The sequence below is a fragment of the Streptomyces sp. NPDC021012 genome (assembly GCF_044333355.1).
In the GTDB taxonomy this organism is placed as follows: Bacteria; Actinomycetota; Actinomycetes; order Streptomycetales; family Streptomycetaceae; genus Streptomyces.
In genome coordinates this window covers 550216-566623 of sequence record NZ_JBIRQU010000005.1, presented here as the reverse complement: position 1 = coordinate 566623, position 16408 = coordinate 550216, and the positions used below count along the sequence as shown (strand labels likewise).

Sequence of the window (16408 nt, the reverse complement as noted above, 5' to 3'; positions counted from 1 at the left end):
GGCCGGGACGCCGTACGGGCCTCCTTGCGGGCCCGTACGGCGTCTGCCGACTAGAAGCTGTCGGACCAGGTGTTCCCGGTCAGCAGCTCGTACGCCTCGATGTACTTGGCGCGGGTCTTCTCCACGACCTCCTGCGGGAGCGCCGGCGGCGGCTGCTCGCTCTTGCGGTCCCAGCCGGAGGCCGGGGAGGTCAGCCAGTTCCGCACGATCTGCTTGTCGTACGAGGGCTGGGCACGGCCCGGCTGCCACTGGTCGGCCGGCCAGAAGCGGGAGGAGTCCGGGGTGAGGACCTCGTCGGCGAGGACGAGCGCCTCGCCCGCGAAGCCGAACTCGAACTTGGTGTCGGCGAGGATGATCCCGCGCTCGCGGGCGATGTCCCGGGCCCGGCCGTACACGGCGAGGGTCGTCTGGCGCAGCAGCGCGGCCGTCTCGGCGCCGACCTGGCGGGCGACCTCCTCGTACGAGACGTTCTCGTCGTGGTCGCCGACGGCGGCCTTGGTGGCCGGGGTGAAGATCGGCGCGGGCAGCTCGGAGCCGTCGGTCAGGCCCTCGGGGAGCGCGAGGCCGCAGACCGTGCGGGACTCGTCGTACTCCAGGAGGCCGGAGCCGGTGAGGTAGCCGCGGGCGACGGCCTCGACCGGGACCATGTCCAGCGACATGCAGATCAGCGTGCGGCCCGCCCAGTCGGCGGGGGCGCCGGCCGGCAGCTCGGTGGAGAGCACGTGGTTCGGGACCAGGTCGGCGAGCTGGTCGAACCACCACAGGGAGAGCTGGGTCAGGACCCGGCCCTTGTCGGGGATCTCGGTGGGCAGCACCCAGTCGTAGGCCGACATGCGGTCGCTCGCCACCATGACGAGGTCGCCCGCCTCGTTCCGGTACAGGTCGCGGACCTTGCCCGTGTGGAGATGGGTCAGGCCCGGGACCTGGACGGGCTCGGGCTTTTCTACGAATCCGGACACGGTTCCTCCGCGTAGGTTGATCCAGGGAACGTGTCCGATTCTCTCGCACGGGAGGGGGGATCCGGCCGCCGGGCCCTGTGACCCCCCGCTCAGTCCCGTCTCCCGCTCCTCCTCTCAGTGCCTCTTGCAGATGCGGTCGAGGAGGTTCGCCGTGGCGCGCTGCACCCGGGCGTCGACATGGCCCGGCCGGTCGAGCGCCGGCGACCAGGCGAAGGTGCCGGACGCGAAGACCCAGGCGCCGGACGGGGCCCGGTAGAGGCTCGTCTCCTGGTGGCGCACCGCGCCCTCGCTGTCCCGGTACGGCGAGTGGGAGAGCAGGATGCGGCCCTGGTGCTCCGGGAGCGCGGTGCGCGGGTAGTAGCGGTCGGCCTCGCCCGCGACCAGGCCCGGGAGCTCGTCGCCGTCGCCCGCGCCGGTGGCCTCCCAGAGCCAGTGGTCGGCGTTCCGCACGACCAGCGGGTGCGGTTCGGGCACCCGGCCCGCGTACTGGATGCCGAGGAGCTGCTGCTCGGGCCGGTCCACCTCGCGCCAGAGCGCCGGGCGGCCGGGGCCGCGGCGCTTGCGGCAGGTGAGGAGGCGGTCCGGCACCCCGGACGGCGAAGGGCCCAGCTCCACCTGCCAGTACATGGTGTTGGCGGAGAGGAAGACGAGCGAGGTGCCCTGGTCGCGGGCGAGTTCGACGGTCCGGCGCATCGGCGCCGACCAGTACTCGTCGTGGCCGGGGAAGACCAGCCCCCGGTAGCGGCCCGGGTCGACCCGGCCCGCGTGCAGGTCGCGGGTCTCCGCGTACGCCAGGTCGTAGCCGTAGCGCTCGGCCCAGCGGATGAAGTCGTAGGCGTGCCCGACGTGCAGGGGCAGCCCCGCGCCCGCGTACGGCCGGTCGAAGGAGACCGTGACCGCCGCCTCCTCCTCGCCGAGCAGCCGGCCCTCCTCGTCCCAGGCGTGGTAGAGGCTGGCGCCGGTGTGGCCGTCCTCCGGGTAGAGGTTGTACGCCTGCCAGGTCACGTCCGGGAGGACGAGGAGCAGATCCGCCGGGTGGTTGTCGCGGACCGTGAAGGGGATGTGCGAGCGGTAGCCGTCGGCGGTGGTGAGGACGGCGACGTACGCGCCGATCGACCAGTACGAGGGGACCTGGAGCCGCCAGGACTGCCACCAGTGGTGGCAGGAGACCGTGCGGTCGGCGGTGAGCGGGGGCGGCTGGACGATCCCCGAGAGGCGCGGACTGGTGGTGATCTTCGCGGCGCCGTCGCCGCCGTAGTGCCCGATCCGGTAGACGTCGACCGAGAACTGCTGCGGCGGGTCCACGGTGATGTGGAAATCGATCGACTCGCCCGGCGCCACGGCCCCGTCGGACGCGAAGCCCTTGATCTGGCGCCGGACGTCGTCGGCCGTGCGCGGGCCGCCGCTGCCGCCCCGGGCCAGGACCTCGTCCGCGTACCAGGGGACCATCTGGCCGGTGTCGTCGAAGTAGTTGTCCGAGCCGCGCAGCCAGGGCAGCGGGCCCTGGCCGAAGGGATCGGAGACGGCGTGCGCCAGCGCACCCGACTCCCACCGTCTGATCTGCTCCGCCCCCATGTGCGCCCCTCCCTCGACTCCCCCGGTCGACCGGTCAGTGCCTGTGGATCGTGCCGCTGTCATTGACGGTCTCCAGCACATCACATAACGCACGCACTCCGTCACCGTTCGTCGTGAATCGGTGAGAGTGGAAGACAGCGCTCCGGGTACCTGCCGGTACGGCGGGCCTCAGACCAGGCGTACGGGCTTCTCCGGGCGCACCCCGGTGCGGCGGAGCCAGACCCGCAGGGGCTCCGGGTCGCCGTCCTCGACGAGGGCGAGCACCCGGGGGCCGAGGTCCGCCGCCCGCTCGCCGCCGACGAGCAGGGCCGGCCCGTCGAGCCAGTCGAGGCCGGGGGCGGCCTCGGCGGTGTCGACGGCCGCGCAGCAGACCATCGCGGTCACGTGGTCGGCGAGCAGGTCGCGGCCGGTACGGGGCGGCTGGAGCGGGAACAGCGGCAGGGGTCCGTCGGGACCGCTGACCACGTACGGGGCCGTGGTGCCGCTCCCCTTCTCCTCGGTACGGGCCGCCTCCTCGGCCGCCGCCGCGACCCGCGCCTCCCGGGCCGCCTCCTCCCGCGCCACGAGCGCGCTGAGCGCACCGGCGAGCGCGTCGGCGGCGGGGTTGACGGGGTCGTCGTCGTGCTCGTCGTGCTCGTTGAGGTCGGTGAGGTCGTCGTGCTCGCCGAGATCGGCGTGCTCGTCGCGCCCGGCGTCCAGATCGGCGTCGATCCCGTGCTCGTCCCCGGGTCCGGCCTCGCCGCCGGTCTCCGTCCCGGTCCCACTCTCCGCACCCGTACTCGCACCCACGCCCGCACCCGCCTCGGGCCGGGCAGTCGTCAGGTGGGCCATGACCCGGGTCAGGGTCGGGCCGGGGGCGTCGTCGGAGGAGGGGGAGTCACCGGTGCCGGGGACGCCCAGGCCGTCGAGGGCCTGGTGGAGGCGGGCGGCGTCGGTGCGCCACTTCCGGTCGACGACCTCCTCCGGGTACTGGCTCCACTCCACCGGGGCCCAGTCGGGTCCGGGCGCGGCGGGGCCGCCGTGGAAGAGGCGGGCGGCGAGCAGCGAGGTGGCCTCGTCGACGGCGCCGGGCTCCTCCAGGAGGTCGCAGGCGGGGCGCTCCCCGAGCCGGGAGGAGAAGCCGTCCGCGAGCCGGTCGCGGCGGGAGAGCTCGGTCAGGGCGGAGACCACGCCCGCGTCGAGCTTGGCGGGCCAGCGGCCCATGCGCCAGGCGGGCAGCGCGACCCGGGTGAGCAGGCGGTCCCAGCCGGCGTAGGCGAGGCCGACCTGCTCCTGGGCGACGATCCGCACGCCGTAGTCCACGGCCTGGGCCCGCTCCGAACCGGCGGCGGCGACGCCGCGCTCCATCTCGGCGGCGTGGCCGCGACAGGCGCGGAGCAGCACGCGGGCGACCTGCCCGACGCCCTGGGCGCCGAGCCGGCGGACCGGGTCGAGGCCGGGGGTCCGGGGCACGGCGACGGCGGCGTCGAGGCCGCGGACGAAGCGGCGGGCGGCGGCTATGTCGGGGTGGGCGGCGGGTCCCGTACCGGCGACGACGGGGGCGAGGACCGCCCGGAGCTCGCCGACGCGCATCCACCACAGGAAGGGCGAGCCTATGACCAGGACGGGGGCGCCGTCGCCGCCGGAGGTGCGGTGGAGGTGGCGGTGGGCCCGGTGGGTGCGGTCCTCCAGCCAGCTGTCGCAGTCCGGGGTGAGGGCTATCGCGGCGGGCGCGGGGACGCCGAGCCGGTCGGCGAGGTCGCGGACGAGCCGGTACAGGTCGGGGGCGGCGGTCTCGGCGAGCTCCACCGTCGGCGTGGCCGCCGGGCGGGCCCGGGCGATGACGAGGGCGACGGCGGCGGAGGCGAGGAGGACGAGCACGGCGAGGACGGTCACGACCCAGCGGGCCGTGTCCCAGCCCGCTCCGGTGAAGTGGCCGGTGACCCCGCCCGCGTACAGGACGACGGCCACCGCCGCGGGGAGCACCGCGAGGCCCAGGGCCCTGCCGCGGACACGGAGGACGGCGAGGGCCCGGGAGCGCGCGGCACGCGCACCCCACTCCTCGCCGACAACGGAACCGGTACCGGACACGCCGTTCATCACCCCCTCCTGCCCTCGACGGGACTGCCTGTGGCGGTGTTGCTCACTCCCCCACTGTGGCACCCGTCACTGACATCGCAATGCCGGTGGGCCAAGTGCCGGAATGCCTTCGCCGCACCCTAGTTGGGGCTGTGGCGGGCGTCATCCGTATGGCCGAGCCGTCACTCGATGGAATGGCTTTGGGTAAAGGTGATGGCGCACATGTGGCCGTGTGGTGCACAGCTTCCGCACCACACGGCCACAAGTGGAATCAAGAGAATTCAGGCGAAATACGCCCGGATCAGGCTTCGGCGGCCTTCCGCGCGATGTCCGTACGGTGCTGCGAACCGTCAAGGCGGATGCGGCCGACCGCCGCGTACGCGCGCTCGCGGGCCTGCGCCAGGTCCGAACCGGTGGCGGTGACCGAGAGGACGCGCCCGCCGGCGCTCAGGACCGCGCCGTCCTCGCCCCGCTTCGTACCGGCGTGGAGCACGTACGCGTGCGGGGCGTCCTTCTCCGCGACCTCGTCCAGGCCCTCGATCGGGTCGCCCGTGCGCGGGGTGCCCGGGTAGTTGTGCGAGGCGATGACCACGGTCACGGCGGCGTCGTCGCTCCAGCTCAGCGGGGCCTGGTCGGCCAGGGTGCCGTTGGCGGAGTGCAGCAGGACGCCCGCGAGCGGGGTCTTCAGACGGGCCAGGACGACCTGGGTCTCGGGGTCGCCGAAGCGCGCGTTGAACTCGATGACCCGGACGCCGCGGCTGGTGATCGCCAGACCCGCGTAGAGGAGGCCGGAGAACGGCGTGCCGCGGCGGCGCAGCTCGTCGACCGTCGGCTGCAGGACGGTCTCCAGGACCTCGTCGACCAGCTTCGGGTCGGCCCAGGGCAGCGGCGAGTAGGCGCCCATGCCGCCGGTGTTCGGGCCCTCGTCGCCGTCGAGCGCGCGCTTGAAGTCCTGCGCGGGCTTCAGCGGGAGGACGGTCGTGCCGTCGGTGATCGCGAAGAGGGAGACCTCGGGACCGTCGAGGAACTCCTCGATGACGACCCGGTCGCACGCGAGCGCGTGGGCGCGGGCCGCCTCGATGTCCTCGGTGACGACGACGCCCTTGCCGGCGGCGAGGCCGTCGTCCTTGACCACGTACGGAGCGCCGAAGGCGTCGAGCGCCTCGTCGATCTCCTCAGGGGTCGTGCAGACGTAGCTGCGGGCGGTGGGGACCCCCGCGCCCGCCATGACGTCCTTGGCGAAGGCCTTGGAGCCCTCCAGCTGCGCCGCCTCCTGAGACGGGCCGAAGACGGGGATGCCGGCCGCGCGGACGGCGTCGGCGACGCCGGCGACGAGCGGGGCCTCCGGGCCGACGACGACGAGCTCGGCGCCCAGCTCGGTGGCGAGCGCGGCGACGGCAGCGCCGTCCAGCTGGTCGACGGGGTGCAGCTCGGCGACCTCCGCGATTCCGGCGTTGCCGGGCGCGCAGTGCAGAGCGGTGACGTCGGGATCGAGGGAGAGAGAGCGGCACAGGGCGTGTTCGCGGGCGCCGCCGCCGATGACGAGGACCTTCACGCCTGCCAGGGTAGCCCGCTGGACGGGATGCCCTTTGTGCGGGCCACCGAGCGAGACGCCCCTACTGGTTCGGATATTCCTCCACAACCGTGGCGCCGAGCTCGCGCACGATCAGGTCGTGCCCGGACAGCGCCGACTCGACGAGATCCGGGTCGTCCTCCTCCGGGATGTCGTCCTCGGGCGCCACGGGCTGCGGCGCCGGCGGGCTGTACGCGGGCGCGGGGGCCGGCGCGGACTGCTGCTGCACGGGCGCGGGAGCCGGGGCCTGGGCCGGCTGCGCCTGTACGGGGGCGGGGGACGGGGCCTGCTGGAAGGCGGGCGCGGGAGCGGCGGGCCGACCGCCGCCGAAGCCGCCGCCGTTGTTGAATCCTCCGGTGCCGCCGGAACCGCCGAAGCCGGTGGCGGCGGGCGGGGGCGAGGCGCCGCCCGAGGGGTCGATGATCGCCTCGATCTTCCAGTTCACGTTGAACTGCTCGGCGAGGGCCTGCTTGAGGACCTCCTCGCTGCCGCTGCTCGCGAAGTTGTCGCGGGCTCCGGCGTTGAGGAAGCCGAGCTGGAGGGTCGTACCGTCGAACCCGGCCACCTGCGCGTTCTGGCTGAGCAGGATCCAGGTGAAGCGGCGCCGGTTCTTCACCGCGTCGAGGATCTGCGGCCACAGGTTCCGCACCTGGGCCGTGTCCCCGCCACCACCACCGCCACCGGCGGCCGGAGCGGGGGCCTGCGGCGCGGACTGCTGCTGTACGGGCGCGGGGGCCGGGGCGGCGGGCGCGGCGGGCGCGGCGGACGCGCCGGGCCAGGCACCGGGGGCACCGCCGCCGGGGGTGGCGGCACCGGGCCAGGCACCGGGCCGGGCCTGTTCCTGCACAGGAGCCGGTACGGGGGCGGAGGTGGGCGCGGGCGCGGGCGCGGGCTGCTGGACGGGCGTCGGGGCCGGCGGGGGCGGGGCCATCGGGGTGTGGGCCTCGGGCCCGGGCACGTACCCCATGGCGGGCGCCGGGGGTCCGGGCGTGAAGACGGGCGCGGGCGCGGCGGCCGCCCCGCGCTCCAGTCGGTCGAGCCGCGCCTGGAAGGAACGCTCGTCGTCGAAGGCGGCGGGCAGCAGCACGCGCGCGCAGATCAGCTCCAGCTGGAGCCGGGGCGAGGTGGCACCGCGCATCTCGGTCAGCCCCGCGTTGACGAGATCGGCGGCCCGGCTGAGCTCGGCGGCCCCGAACACGGACGCCTGGGCCTGCATGCGCTCCAGGACGTCGACGGGGGCGTCGATGAGCCCCTTCTCGGCGGCGTCGGGCACGGCGGCGAGGATCACGAGGTCCCGCAGCCGCTCAAGGAGGTCGGCGACGAACCGCCGGGGATCGTTCCCGCCCTCGACGACCCGGTCGACGACCTCGAACGCGGCGGCGCCGTCCCCGGCCGCGAACGCGTCGACGACGGAGTCCAGCAGGGACCCGTCCGTATAACCGAGAAGAGAGGTCGCCATGGCGTACGTCACACCGTCATCGGCGGCACCCGCGAGCAGCTGGTCCATGACGGACATCGAGTCACGCACGGACCCGGCGCCGGCGCGCACGACGAGCGGCAGCACCCCGTCCTCGACGGGGATGCCCTCGCGCCCGCACACCTCGCCGAGGTAGTCCCTGAGCGTCCCCGGCGGCACCAGCCGGAACGGGTAGTGGTGCGTCCGGGACCGGATGGTCCCGATGACCTTCTCGGGCTCGGTCGTGGCGAAGATGAACTTCAGGTGCTCCGGCGGCTCCTCGACCACCTTCAGCAGGGCGTTGAAGCCCGCCGAGGTGACCATGTGGGCCTCGTCGATGATGTAGATCTTGTACCGGCTGGACGCGGGCCCGAAGAAGGCCTTCTCCCGCAGGTCACGGGCATCGTCCACACCACCGTGCGAAGCGGCGTCGATCTCGATGACGTCGATCGACCCCGGCCCGTTCCGCGCGAGGTCCCGACAGGACTGGCACTCACCGCACGGAGTGGGCGTCGGCCCCTGCTCGCAGTTCAGACACCGCGCGAGGATGCGCGCACTGGTCGTCTTCCCGCACCCGCGGGGCCCGCTGAACAGGTACGCGTGATTGACCCGGTTGTTCCGCAGGGCCTGCTGCAACGGGTCGGTGACATGCTCCTGCCCGATGACCTCGGCGAAGGACTCGGGGCGATAGCGGCGGTACAGCGCGAGAGACGACACGTATACGAGGTTATAGGCGCCCACCGACAACCCGGGAAACCCGACCGACGTCCGCGGGGAACACCCATGGGGAACATCCGCGGGAACGCAAGCGCCCCCCACGCACCTGCCAGAGCCGACCTACCCTTGCTGCCTTCCGGCCCTGGGGGAGTTCAGTCAGATAGCACCGCGTGAGGGGCTGCGCCCAGCGTACCCGATCCCGCGCCTCCCCCGGCCCCCCTCACCCACCTGCGACCTTCCCCCACCCCCCGCTCCGGACGGCGTGCGCGAGCACCCCCTCCGGTCATGTAATGTTCTCCACGGAGGATTCGCCTAGAGGCCTAGGGCGCACGCTTGGAAAGCGTGTTGGGGGCAACCCCTCACGAGTTCGAATCTCGTATCCTCCGCCAGTGCCTCACCGGGCACGTTGTCGAAGGGCCCCACTGCTTGCAGTGGGGCCCTTCGACGTGTGTGGTCTCAGTTTTGGTCTCAGTTGGCGCGAGCGGCCGGTCATGAACCTGCGCAACCGCGCCTGTGGTGCGGGTGAGTCCGGGGTTGATCAGCCAGCGGCTGCCCTGCTGCATCACGTGGCTGTTGTCAGAGGCACACAGGAGGCTGGACTCCGCTGACCATGGAGGAGACCTTCGACGAGCCGCCGTGGAGCCACGAATCCGAGTAGTTGTGGGAAGTCCTCTGGCGGTCGTGCCCACCGATAGCCTTGAAGTGAAGGCTCGTGCAGTGAGCCATGACGAGAGGAACCCATGGCTGCAGCTGCCCCCGACGAGGTCGAGTACGGCGAGGTCTTCACCCGTCGGTGGGTCGTCGAGACGATTCTTGATCTGGTCGGCTATACGGCAAACAAGGACCTCACCCAGATGAAGCTCGTTGAGCCGTCAATCGGGTCCGGAGCGTTTTTCGTCCCCGTACTAGAGCGACTGCTCGAGTCTGCAAGGGTCCATGGCACGGAGCTGCCGGCACTGGCTGGCTGTCTGTACGGTCTCGATCTCCAGCACGAGCATGTCTCGACCTGCCGGAAGAAGTCGGCAGACATGCTCCAAGCCGCTGGGGCAAGTCCCACAGAGGCCCGAGCTCTGTCTGCAGGCTGGCTGCGTCACGGCGACTTCCTTCTCGATGAGGTACCGACGGATGTCGATTTCGTGATCGGCAACCCGCCGTACATCCGCACCGAAGACCTCGATGATGAGACCGAGGCTGCCTACCGCAAGACCTGGCGGACGATGCGTGGACGGGCGGACATCTACGTCGGCTTCTATGAGCGATCGCTATCCATGCTCGCAAGCGGCGGGAAGCTTGGGTTCATCTGCGCGGACCGTTGGATGCGGAACGCCTACGGGAAGCACCTGCGGGGTCTCGTGACCTCACGCTACGCGGTCGAGTCCGTGTGGCAGATGCACGACGTGGACGCATTTGAAGCAGAGGTCTCGGCCTATCCGGCGATCACGGTACTGGCCAACTCCGAGCAGGGCAGCTCCACGTTCATCGACACTACTGCCACATTCGGAGCGGCCTCCGCGAGTGAGGCCCTGGCGTTCGTGCGGGGCACGGTGGAGGAGGCCTCAGGCCAGGGGTGGGAGGGCGCACGCCTGCCCAGCTGGTTCGAGACCGATGACTTCTGGCCCGCGGGATCCCCTCACACGATCAAGCTGCTGGAGCACCTACAGGAGAATTTCCCGACGCTGGAAGCCGACGGCACGACGAAGATCAGCATTGGGGTCGCGACCGGAGCCGACAGGGCCTACATCATCAGCCCAGACGCTGGCATTGACGTCGAGCAAGATCGGCTGACACCCATCGTCATGGCCGACGACATTCGCGCAGGTCACCTCACGACGCCTACGAAGATGCTGCTGAACCCATGGGACGACGAAGGCAGGCTCGTGGATCTCGCGGACTACCCGAAGTTCGCGGACGCGCTTGCGTCGCACCCGAACGTCAAGAAGCGCTTCGTCGCGAGGAAGAACCCGAACACCTGGCACCGCACGATCGACAAGGTCTATCCGGGCCTCGCCGAACAGCCGAAGCTACTTCTTCAGGACATGAAAGCCCAGATCACACCAGTGCTAGAGCCGGGTGGCTACTACCCGCACCACAACCTGTACTACATCGTCTCGTCGTCGTGGGACATGGAAGTGCTTGGCGGGTTGCTGCTGTCCCGGATCGCAGAGGCCTTCGTGAGTGCCTATGGCGTGAAGATGCGTGGCGGCACGCTGCGATTCCAGGCACAGTACCTGCGGAAGATCGCCGTTCCGCGCCCCGAAGCGATCCCCGACGACATCGCCTCCAGGCTCCGTGACGCGTTCCGGGCCGGCGACAGGGCGGCTGCGACGCGTGCGGCCGAAGAAGCGTACGGGCTGCCTGCTGGCAGCATCTGAGGATCCGAACAGAAGAAGAGGGGTCATGAGCGACCTGACACCTGTCGAGACCTGGCGCGCTGCTGTTCTCGGCTACTGGACTGGCCTGGACCTTCAGGCCGCCAAGCAGGGGCAGGCGACCGGGGTCAAGGACACTGGCAACCGGGCAGCCGTCACGGGCGGCAAGCAGATGGACGCGATGCAAGAAGTCGTGGCGAAAATATGGCGCGACAATCCGGATGTCACCCTTGAGGTGCGAACGACCGGTCACAACAATCTCCCGGCGTACTTTCGGCCAGCGAAGAACTGGGACCTCCTGGTGCTCTACCGCGGCTCCCTGATCGCGGCGATGGAGTTCAAGTCCCAGCGAGGCCCCTCGTTCGGCAACAACTTCAACAACCGGACAGAGGAAGCCCTCGGGCTCGCGGCCGACTCCCAGATGGCCGCGGAGCGCGGCCTGTTTGGCCAGTTGAAGCCCTGGTTCGGTTTCATCATGCTCGTAGAAAGCGCACCGGGATCGTTGAGCACGGTCAAGGTGCCCAAGAACATGCCGTTCCCGGCGGACCCGATCTTCGAGGGGGCGTCGTACATAGGGCGCTACAAGATCTTCTTCGAACGCATGGTCAAGGAGGGCAACTACGACGCTGTCGCTCTACTCACCGCCGAGGCAGGCAGCGAACACTTCACCGAGCCGTCGGTGAGCTTGTCGTTGGCCAATCTCGAGGCAGCCATCCGTGCACGCATCGCGTACATCAAGACGCTGCCGGACGATGTGTTCGACGAATTGACGCATTAGCGCATATTGCACCAGGAGGTGAGATGACACCTCCGAACCGGCCCATGCGTGAGATGCCAGCCGGTCTCCTACTGCCATCGGGACCGGATCGAACGAGAACGCAGAGGGCCCGACCAGACAGGTCGGGGCCCTCTCTCATGCGCACCAACTACCACTCGTCGGTGTCGCCGTACTTTCCCGGGTTTCGGGCTCGGTCCACGGCCTGAGCACACGCCGCCGCGAAGGCCACCTCCACGGCGGCCTTGTCCGTGCCTCGCACCTGGGCCTCGACCTCCTGGCCCATGCCGGGTCGTCGGGCCGTGCGCCAGGCAGAGGCGCGGTCGGTGTAGCGGTCGGTCTCGAAGTCCCAGGCCGGTACCGACCACTGCTCCGGAACCCCGGTCGCCGCGCGTTCCCCGCCGGGGAGGAAGAGGGCTCGGGCGTGGAAGACCACAGCCCGCTCCGGTACACGGTCACGGATGGCGCTCGCGCCGCCGGGGCCCTGGTGTTCCCAGCGCCAGCGATCCCATTCCTCGACCTCGGCAGGGTGGTCGGGCCAGTCCTCGCTCCAGCGCGCTACGACCTCGTCGGCATGCTCACGGTGGAGGAAGGGCACACGCCGCTCGCCGAGGCGGGCGACGTGGACCACCAGGTCGGCGGGGACGGGACTCTGGCCAGCGTCCGGCGCGGCACTTTCCGCAGCCTGGTCCGTGCCCCACAGGAGGCCGCCGATCTTGGCAGCGGTGTCCTTGAGGACGCGGCTGGTCAGGTGCTGGTAGCGGCGGCGCATCCGGGCGGACTTGCCAGGTTCCCAGCCCATGATTGCGTCGACAACTGCGTCGGAGACGCCGAGGATGAGCAGGACCGTCGCCGCGGTGTGGCGGGCGTCGTGGAGGCGGGCGTCGCGGACGCCGGCGGCTTTCAGGAGCTCCTTCCATTTGTGGTAGTCGGTGTTCGGGTTCAGGGGCTCGCCGGTGGGCGAGGTGAAAACGTACCCCTTCTCCGTCCAGAGGTCGCGGGCCACGGTTCGCTCACGGGCCTGACCCTCCTTGTGCCGGCGCAGGAGCTGGAGCAGCTCTTCGGGTACGCCGATAGGTCGCTGGCCAGCGCGGGACTTGGCGTTCTTCGTCTCGCGGCGGGTGTTGATCTTCTGGGGGCAGAAGCCGGGCTTGCGTCCGCAGCGGTCGCCGCAGCCGTGCTTGTAGCGGGGCCGCAGCCGGCCACGGCGTACGCGGATGACTCCGAGCTCGAAGTCGACGTCGTCCCACTGCATGCCGAGAACCTCGCCCTGGCGCAGGCCGAGAGCGAGCGCGATGACCCAGCGGGCGGTGTTGCGATGCTTGCCCGCTTCGGCGAGGAGCCGCTGGACCTCCTCGACCGTGTACGGCTCGACCTCCTCCTCTTCGACCTTGGGGGCCTTGGCGATGGAGGCCGGGTTCGCGGTGAGGTGCTTGCGGCGCACGGCCTCGTTCAGCGCCGTGCGGATCGTGCGGTGCGCCTGGTGTGCGGTGCCAGCGGCGCTGCCGTTGTCCTGCATCTTCTTGTAGAAGCGCTCCAGGTGTTCGGGGTCGAGCCTCTCCAGGCGGTGGGCGCCGAGGCCGGGGATGAGGTGGTGGTAGACCGCCACCCGGTAGCCATCGATCGTGTTCTCCGAGACGTGCGAGGCGGCGATGTTCTCGACCCAGTGGGCGAGCCACGTCTTCACGGTCCACGACTGGCCTGCCTTGCGGACGGCGCCCTTGTCGCGCTGCCGCTCCAGCTCGCGTACGAGCTTGGTGACCTCGGCGCGGGTCTTGCGGCCGACGTGGCGACGGTCCGGGGTGCCATCGTCCTTGACGCCGACGGTGACGCGACCGTGCCAGCGGCCGTCCTTGCCGAGATAGATGGACGAGGCGCCGTTGGGCTGGCGGGGCTTCGGTGCGGAGGCTCGCGTCACGCGGCGGCCCCGAAGTCGGTCGCCGACAGACGGCGGGCCAGGAAGTCGTTCAACGCCTCCGCTGGGATGCGCCGCAAGCTACCGATCTTGACCGAGGCGATCTCGCCGGAGGAGACGTACTCGTACAGCTTGGTGCGGCCGATGCCGATCCGGCGAGCTGCCTCGGCAACGGTGAGGGCGACCAGGGTCGTGTCGCCGGCGGATCGCCGCTCGACCATCAAAGTGCGCAGGGCGTCTTCGGGGACGTCCAGGAGGTGGGCTATCTGGGAAATGGGCAGCGCGGGCTGTGGCATGGGGTACTCCTCCCGCCGGCATCGCAGCGTCGCGGGAGCGGCAACTCCCGTCGGCCTGGCCGGTGGCATCGTTCAGGGATGGATGGGTCGTTGGATGATCGTCGGCGACGGAGGTCGCCGTGCGTGGGGGGTCTCAGCGTTCGTAGCGCCGTAAGGGGACAGCGGCCGACTATTCGCCGGTGGGTGGCTTCCCCTGGTTTCGCAGGTGCGCCCGGGATGGGTGCAGGCTCCTCTGCAGGGCTCGTTCTTCGAGCCGGAGGAGTTCGTCGACCTGTCCTCTCTGCTCGGGGCCCTTGTCCCCGTATGCGTTGAGTTCCATGTCGATTTCGTGCAGGTGCATCTGGTTCCGGTCGATCGCCGCTCGCAGTTGGTGGTACTCCCGCGTCATCTGGACGTACTCACGGACAAGCTCACGAATGCGGGGCGTGGCCAGCTCTCCTGGCGGCCCCGTCAGGTCCTGCATGGTGATGTCGAAGACCTTGCAGAAGCCGAGCGCCTCGTCGAGGTTGACCCTGCGACGGGGTTTGCCGCTCTCGATGCGCCAGATCGCCGACTGGTTGATCGGATGGCCGACGGCGGCCATCTCCTCGGCGAGCTTCACCGTGCTCCAACCGCGGACCTCGCGCTCCAGCTTGATGCGGGCAGCGACGTGCTCCTCCGGCATCGGACGACCGGGGCCGGCGCGCTCCGCACCTTCCTCACCGCTCACTCGCACCTCCCTTCACGCGACAACGGGTCCACTGGGGCCAGCATCCACAACTAAACATCGTTGCGGAATGAAATGCAAGGCGTTGCGCTGCCGAAAATCTCGGCTATGGTCGTAGTCCGCCGTACAGCGGCGGACGGATCCGCACACGCAAGCGGCCCCGGTGCTACGAACACCGGGGCCGAAGTAGAGGCTCCACCGCACAACCATCCATCCCTGAACGATCGAAACCGGAGGCCGGGGTTGCCGCCCCGTAATGGCCTGCCGGATGAGGAGCTCCGTGACCCAGGGTACGACCCTGCCATCCCAGACGCCATCCCACTTCGACGAAGGTCCCACCCCGACGGAACCTCCGTTCAACCTGGACGCCGAGCGCGCGGTCCTTGGCGCCTGCATGCACAAAGCCGACGTCATCGACGCGGTCCGGCCCGTCCTCGGCGACGACGCCTTTTACCGGCCCGCCCACGAGACCATCTGGCGCGCGCTCCTCACCCAGCACCGCGAGGACAAGCCGACCGACCCGATCGTCCTCACCGAACTGCTCCAGCAGCAAGGCGATCTGCAACGGGTCGGCGGTCCCACCTATGTGTTCCAGCTCGCCGATGCGCCCTACGGAACCGGCAGCGCCGAGCACCACGCGGAGATCGTCCGCGCGAAGGCCGACCTACGCCGCCTGATGACCTCCGCTGTACGGACCCTCCAGCGGGCCCAGGAACCCGGCGCTGATCCCGAGGCGATCCGCAGCGAGGTCGAAGCGGAAGTACGCGCCGAACGCGAGCGCGCACTCGCCTCGGGACAGGGACGGCTGTCCCGCTTCGCCACCAACGGATGGTCGTTCGTCAAAGAGAGCGGCGCGGACACCGAGCCCCTGTGGGGCACCCGTGAGAAGACCGTCTGGGCCTCCGGCGAGAGCCTGATGATCGTCGGCGCTCCGGGCGTCGGCAAGACGACCCTGGCCCATCAGGTGATCTTCGCCCGCATCGGCCTGCAGGAGACCGTCCTGGAAATGCCCGTCGCCCCCAGCAGGCGCGTGCTCTACCTGGCAATGGACCGGCCGAAGCAGATCGCCAAGGCCATGGCCCGCCGCGTCTTCCCCACCGACGAGAAGATCCTGCGCGAGCGGCTCGTGGTCTGGGAGGGTCCGCTGCCCGCCTCGCTCGACAAGGAGCCCGACCTCCTCGCCGACCTCGCCGCCGCCCACCAGGCCGACACCATCGTGATCGACAGCCTCAAGGACGCGGTCAGCACGATGGTCGACGACAGCCTCGCGGTCGCCTTCCACAACGCCCGCATGCGCGCCATTCGCAACGGCGTGGAGATCATGGAGCTGCACCACCAGCGGAAGGCCACGGCCGACGCGCCGCGCGGCCAGCGCCCCAGCCTGGACCAGGTCTATGGCTCCACCTGGTTCACCTCCGGCGCGGGCAGCGTCCTGTTCGTGAGCGGCCGGGCAGGCGACCCCGCGGTCACCCTGCACCACCTCAAGACCTCCACCGGTGAAGTCGGCCCCCTGGACGTCACGCACGACCACGTGCGCGGCACCACCACCGTCGACCCCACCAAGGACCCCGCCGCCCTGCTGCGCAACGCCCCCAACGGGCTGAGCGCACGCGAGCTGGCGGCCATCCTCATCGGCGGCGACGACCCTGAACGCGCCGACATCGAGAAGGCACGACGTCACCTCAGCAGCCTCGTCGACAGCGGCCTGGCTACGAAGGCCGACGGCATGGCCGGAGGGGTCGGAGGCGGCCGACAGGCCCGCTACTACGCCTCCGCCCGCCACCTCACCGCCGTCGGCTGAACCCCCGCACCGACCCCCGAAAGCGTTCACGCGACCGTACACGCGGCCCTCGCGCCCGCAGACCGCCGTGAACCGCTCACAGCGCACACGCTCACCGCAAAACCGCAGGTAGAGCGATCACGCGACCGTCCACGGCGTACACGCACCCAAGCGATCACGCGCGGGGCCCCCTTTAGAAGGGGGCCCGCGTGGACGCCCCCCTCCGTGA

11 protein-coding genes, 1 tRNA gene and 1 other RNA gene are annotated in these 16408 nt (G+C 70.7%); 4 read left to right on the top strand and 9 right to left on the bottom strand.

What is annotated here, in order from left to right; genetic code table 11:
* Window positions 1-50: 50 nt before the first annotated feature.
* The 6 genes from ACH4TP_RS20165 to ffs form a co-directional block, all read right to left on the bottom strand.
* Window positions 51-959 (bottom strand): phosphoribosylaminoimidazolesuccinocarboxamide synthase, encoded by a 909-nt coding sequence (locus ACH4TP_RS20165; protein WP_389237933.1) that lies wholly within the window; start codon window positions 957-959, stop codon window positions 51-53.
* Between the two features lie 114 nt (window positions 960-1073).
* A complete protein-coding gene (locus ACH4TP_RS20160; RefSeq protein WP_398191534.1) occupies window positions 1074-2534 on the bottom strand; it encodes a N,N-dimethylformamidase beta subunit family domain-containing protein in 1461 nt (486 codons plus the stop codon).
* A 168-nt stretch (window positions 2535-2702) separates the two neighbouring features.
* On the bottom strand, window positions 2703-4613 hold the full coding sequence (locus tag ACH4TP_RS20155) for a hypothetical protein (protein WP_398438694.1): 1911 nt from the start codon (window positions 4611-4613) through the stop codon (window positions 2703-2705).
* 280 nt (window positions 4614-4893) lie between these two features.
* Window positions 4894-6147: a phosphoribosylamine--glycine ligase gene (gene purD / locus ACH4TP_RS20150; RefSeq protein WP_398438693.1), complete on the bottom strand. Its 1254-nt coding sequence runs from the start codon at window positions 6145-6147 to the stop codon at window positions 4894-4896.
* Window positions 6148-6208: 61 nt separating this feature from the next.
* A complete protein-coding gene (locus ACH4TP_RS20145) occupies window positions 6209-8338 on the bottom strand; it encodes a DNA polymerase III subunit gamma and tau (protein WP_398438692.1) in 2130 nt (709 codons plus the stop codon).
* Between the two features lie 84 nt (window positions 8339-8422).
* An RNA gene (gene ffs, locus ACH4TP_RS20140) (signal recognition particle sRNA small type) lies at window positions 8423-8521 on the bottom strand.
* Window positions 8522-8639: 118 nt separating this feature from the next.
* Here ffs and ACH4TP_RS20135 point away from each other — a divergent pair.
* From ACH4TP_RS20135 to ACH4TP_RS20125, 3 genes are all read left to right on the top strand, one after another.
* Window positions 8640-8727, top strand: a tRNA-Ser gene (locus ACH4TP_RS20135).
* 351 nt (window positions 8728-9078) lie between these two features.
* Complete coding sequence (locus tag ACH4TP_RS20130; RefSeq protein WP_398438691.1) at window positions 9079-10710, top strand: Eco57I restriction-modification methylase domain-containing protein; 1632 nt, start codon at window positions 9079-9081, stop codon at window positions 10708-10710.
* A gap of 25 nt (window positions 10711-10735) precedes the next feature.
* The gene (locus tag ACH4TP_RS20125) at window positions 10736-11485 is read left to right on the top strand and encodes a PaeR7I family type II restriction endonuclease (protein ID WP_398438690.1); all 750 of its coding nucleotides are present in this window, start codon (window positions 10736-10738) and stop codon (window positions 11483-11485) included.
* Between the two features lie 148 nt (window positions 11486-11633).
* Here the strand turns inward: ACH4TP_RS20125 and ACH4TP_RS20120 are convergent, their stop codons facing one another.
* From ACH4TP_RS20120 to ACH4TP_RS20110, 3 genes are all read right to left on the bottom strand, one after another.
* Complete coding sequence (locus ACH4TP_RS20120; protein WP_398438689.1) at window positions 11634-13400, bottom strand: tyrosine-type recombinase/integrase; 1767 nt, start codon at window positions 13398-13400, stop codon at window positions 11634-11636.
* Window positions 13397-13693, bottom strand: a complete 297-nt coding sequence (locus ACH4TP_RS20115) for a helix-turn-helix domain-containing protein (protein ID WP_398438688.1) — start codon at window positions 13691-13693, stop codon at window positions 13397-13399. Before ACH4TP_RS20115 ends, ACH4TP_RS20120 begins: the two co-directional genes overlap by 4 nt.
* 169 nt (window positions 13694-13862) lie before the next feature.
* Entirely contained in the window at window positions 13863-14357 is a 495-nt protein-coding gene (locus ACH4TP_RS20110) for a helix-turn-helix transcriptional regulator (protein WP_398438726.1), read from the bottom strand.
* A 322-nt stretch (window positions 14358-14679) separates the two neighbouring features.
* Between ACH4TP_RS20110 and ACH4TP_RS20105 the strand changes: the two genes are divergently transcribed.
* On the top strand, window positions 14680-16200 hold the full coding sequence (locus ACH4TP_RS20105) for a DnaB-like helicase N-terminal domain-containing protein (protein ID WP_398438687.1): 1521 nt from the start codon (window positions 14680-14682) through the stop codon (window positions 16198-16200).
* Window positions 16201-16408 lie beyond the last annotated feature (208 nt).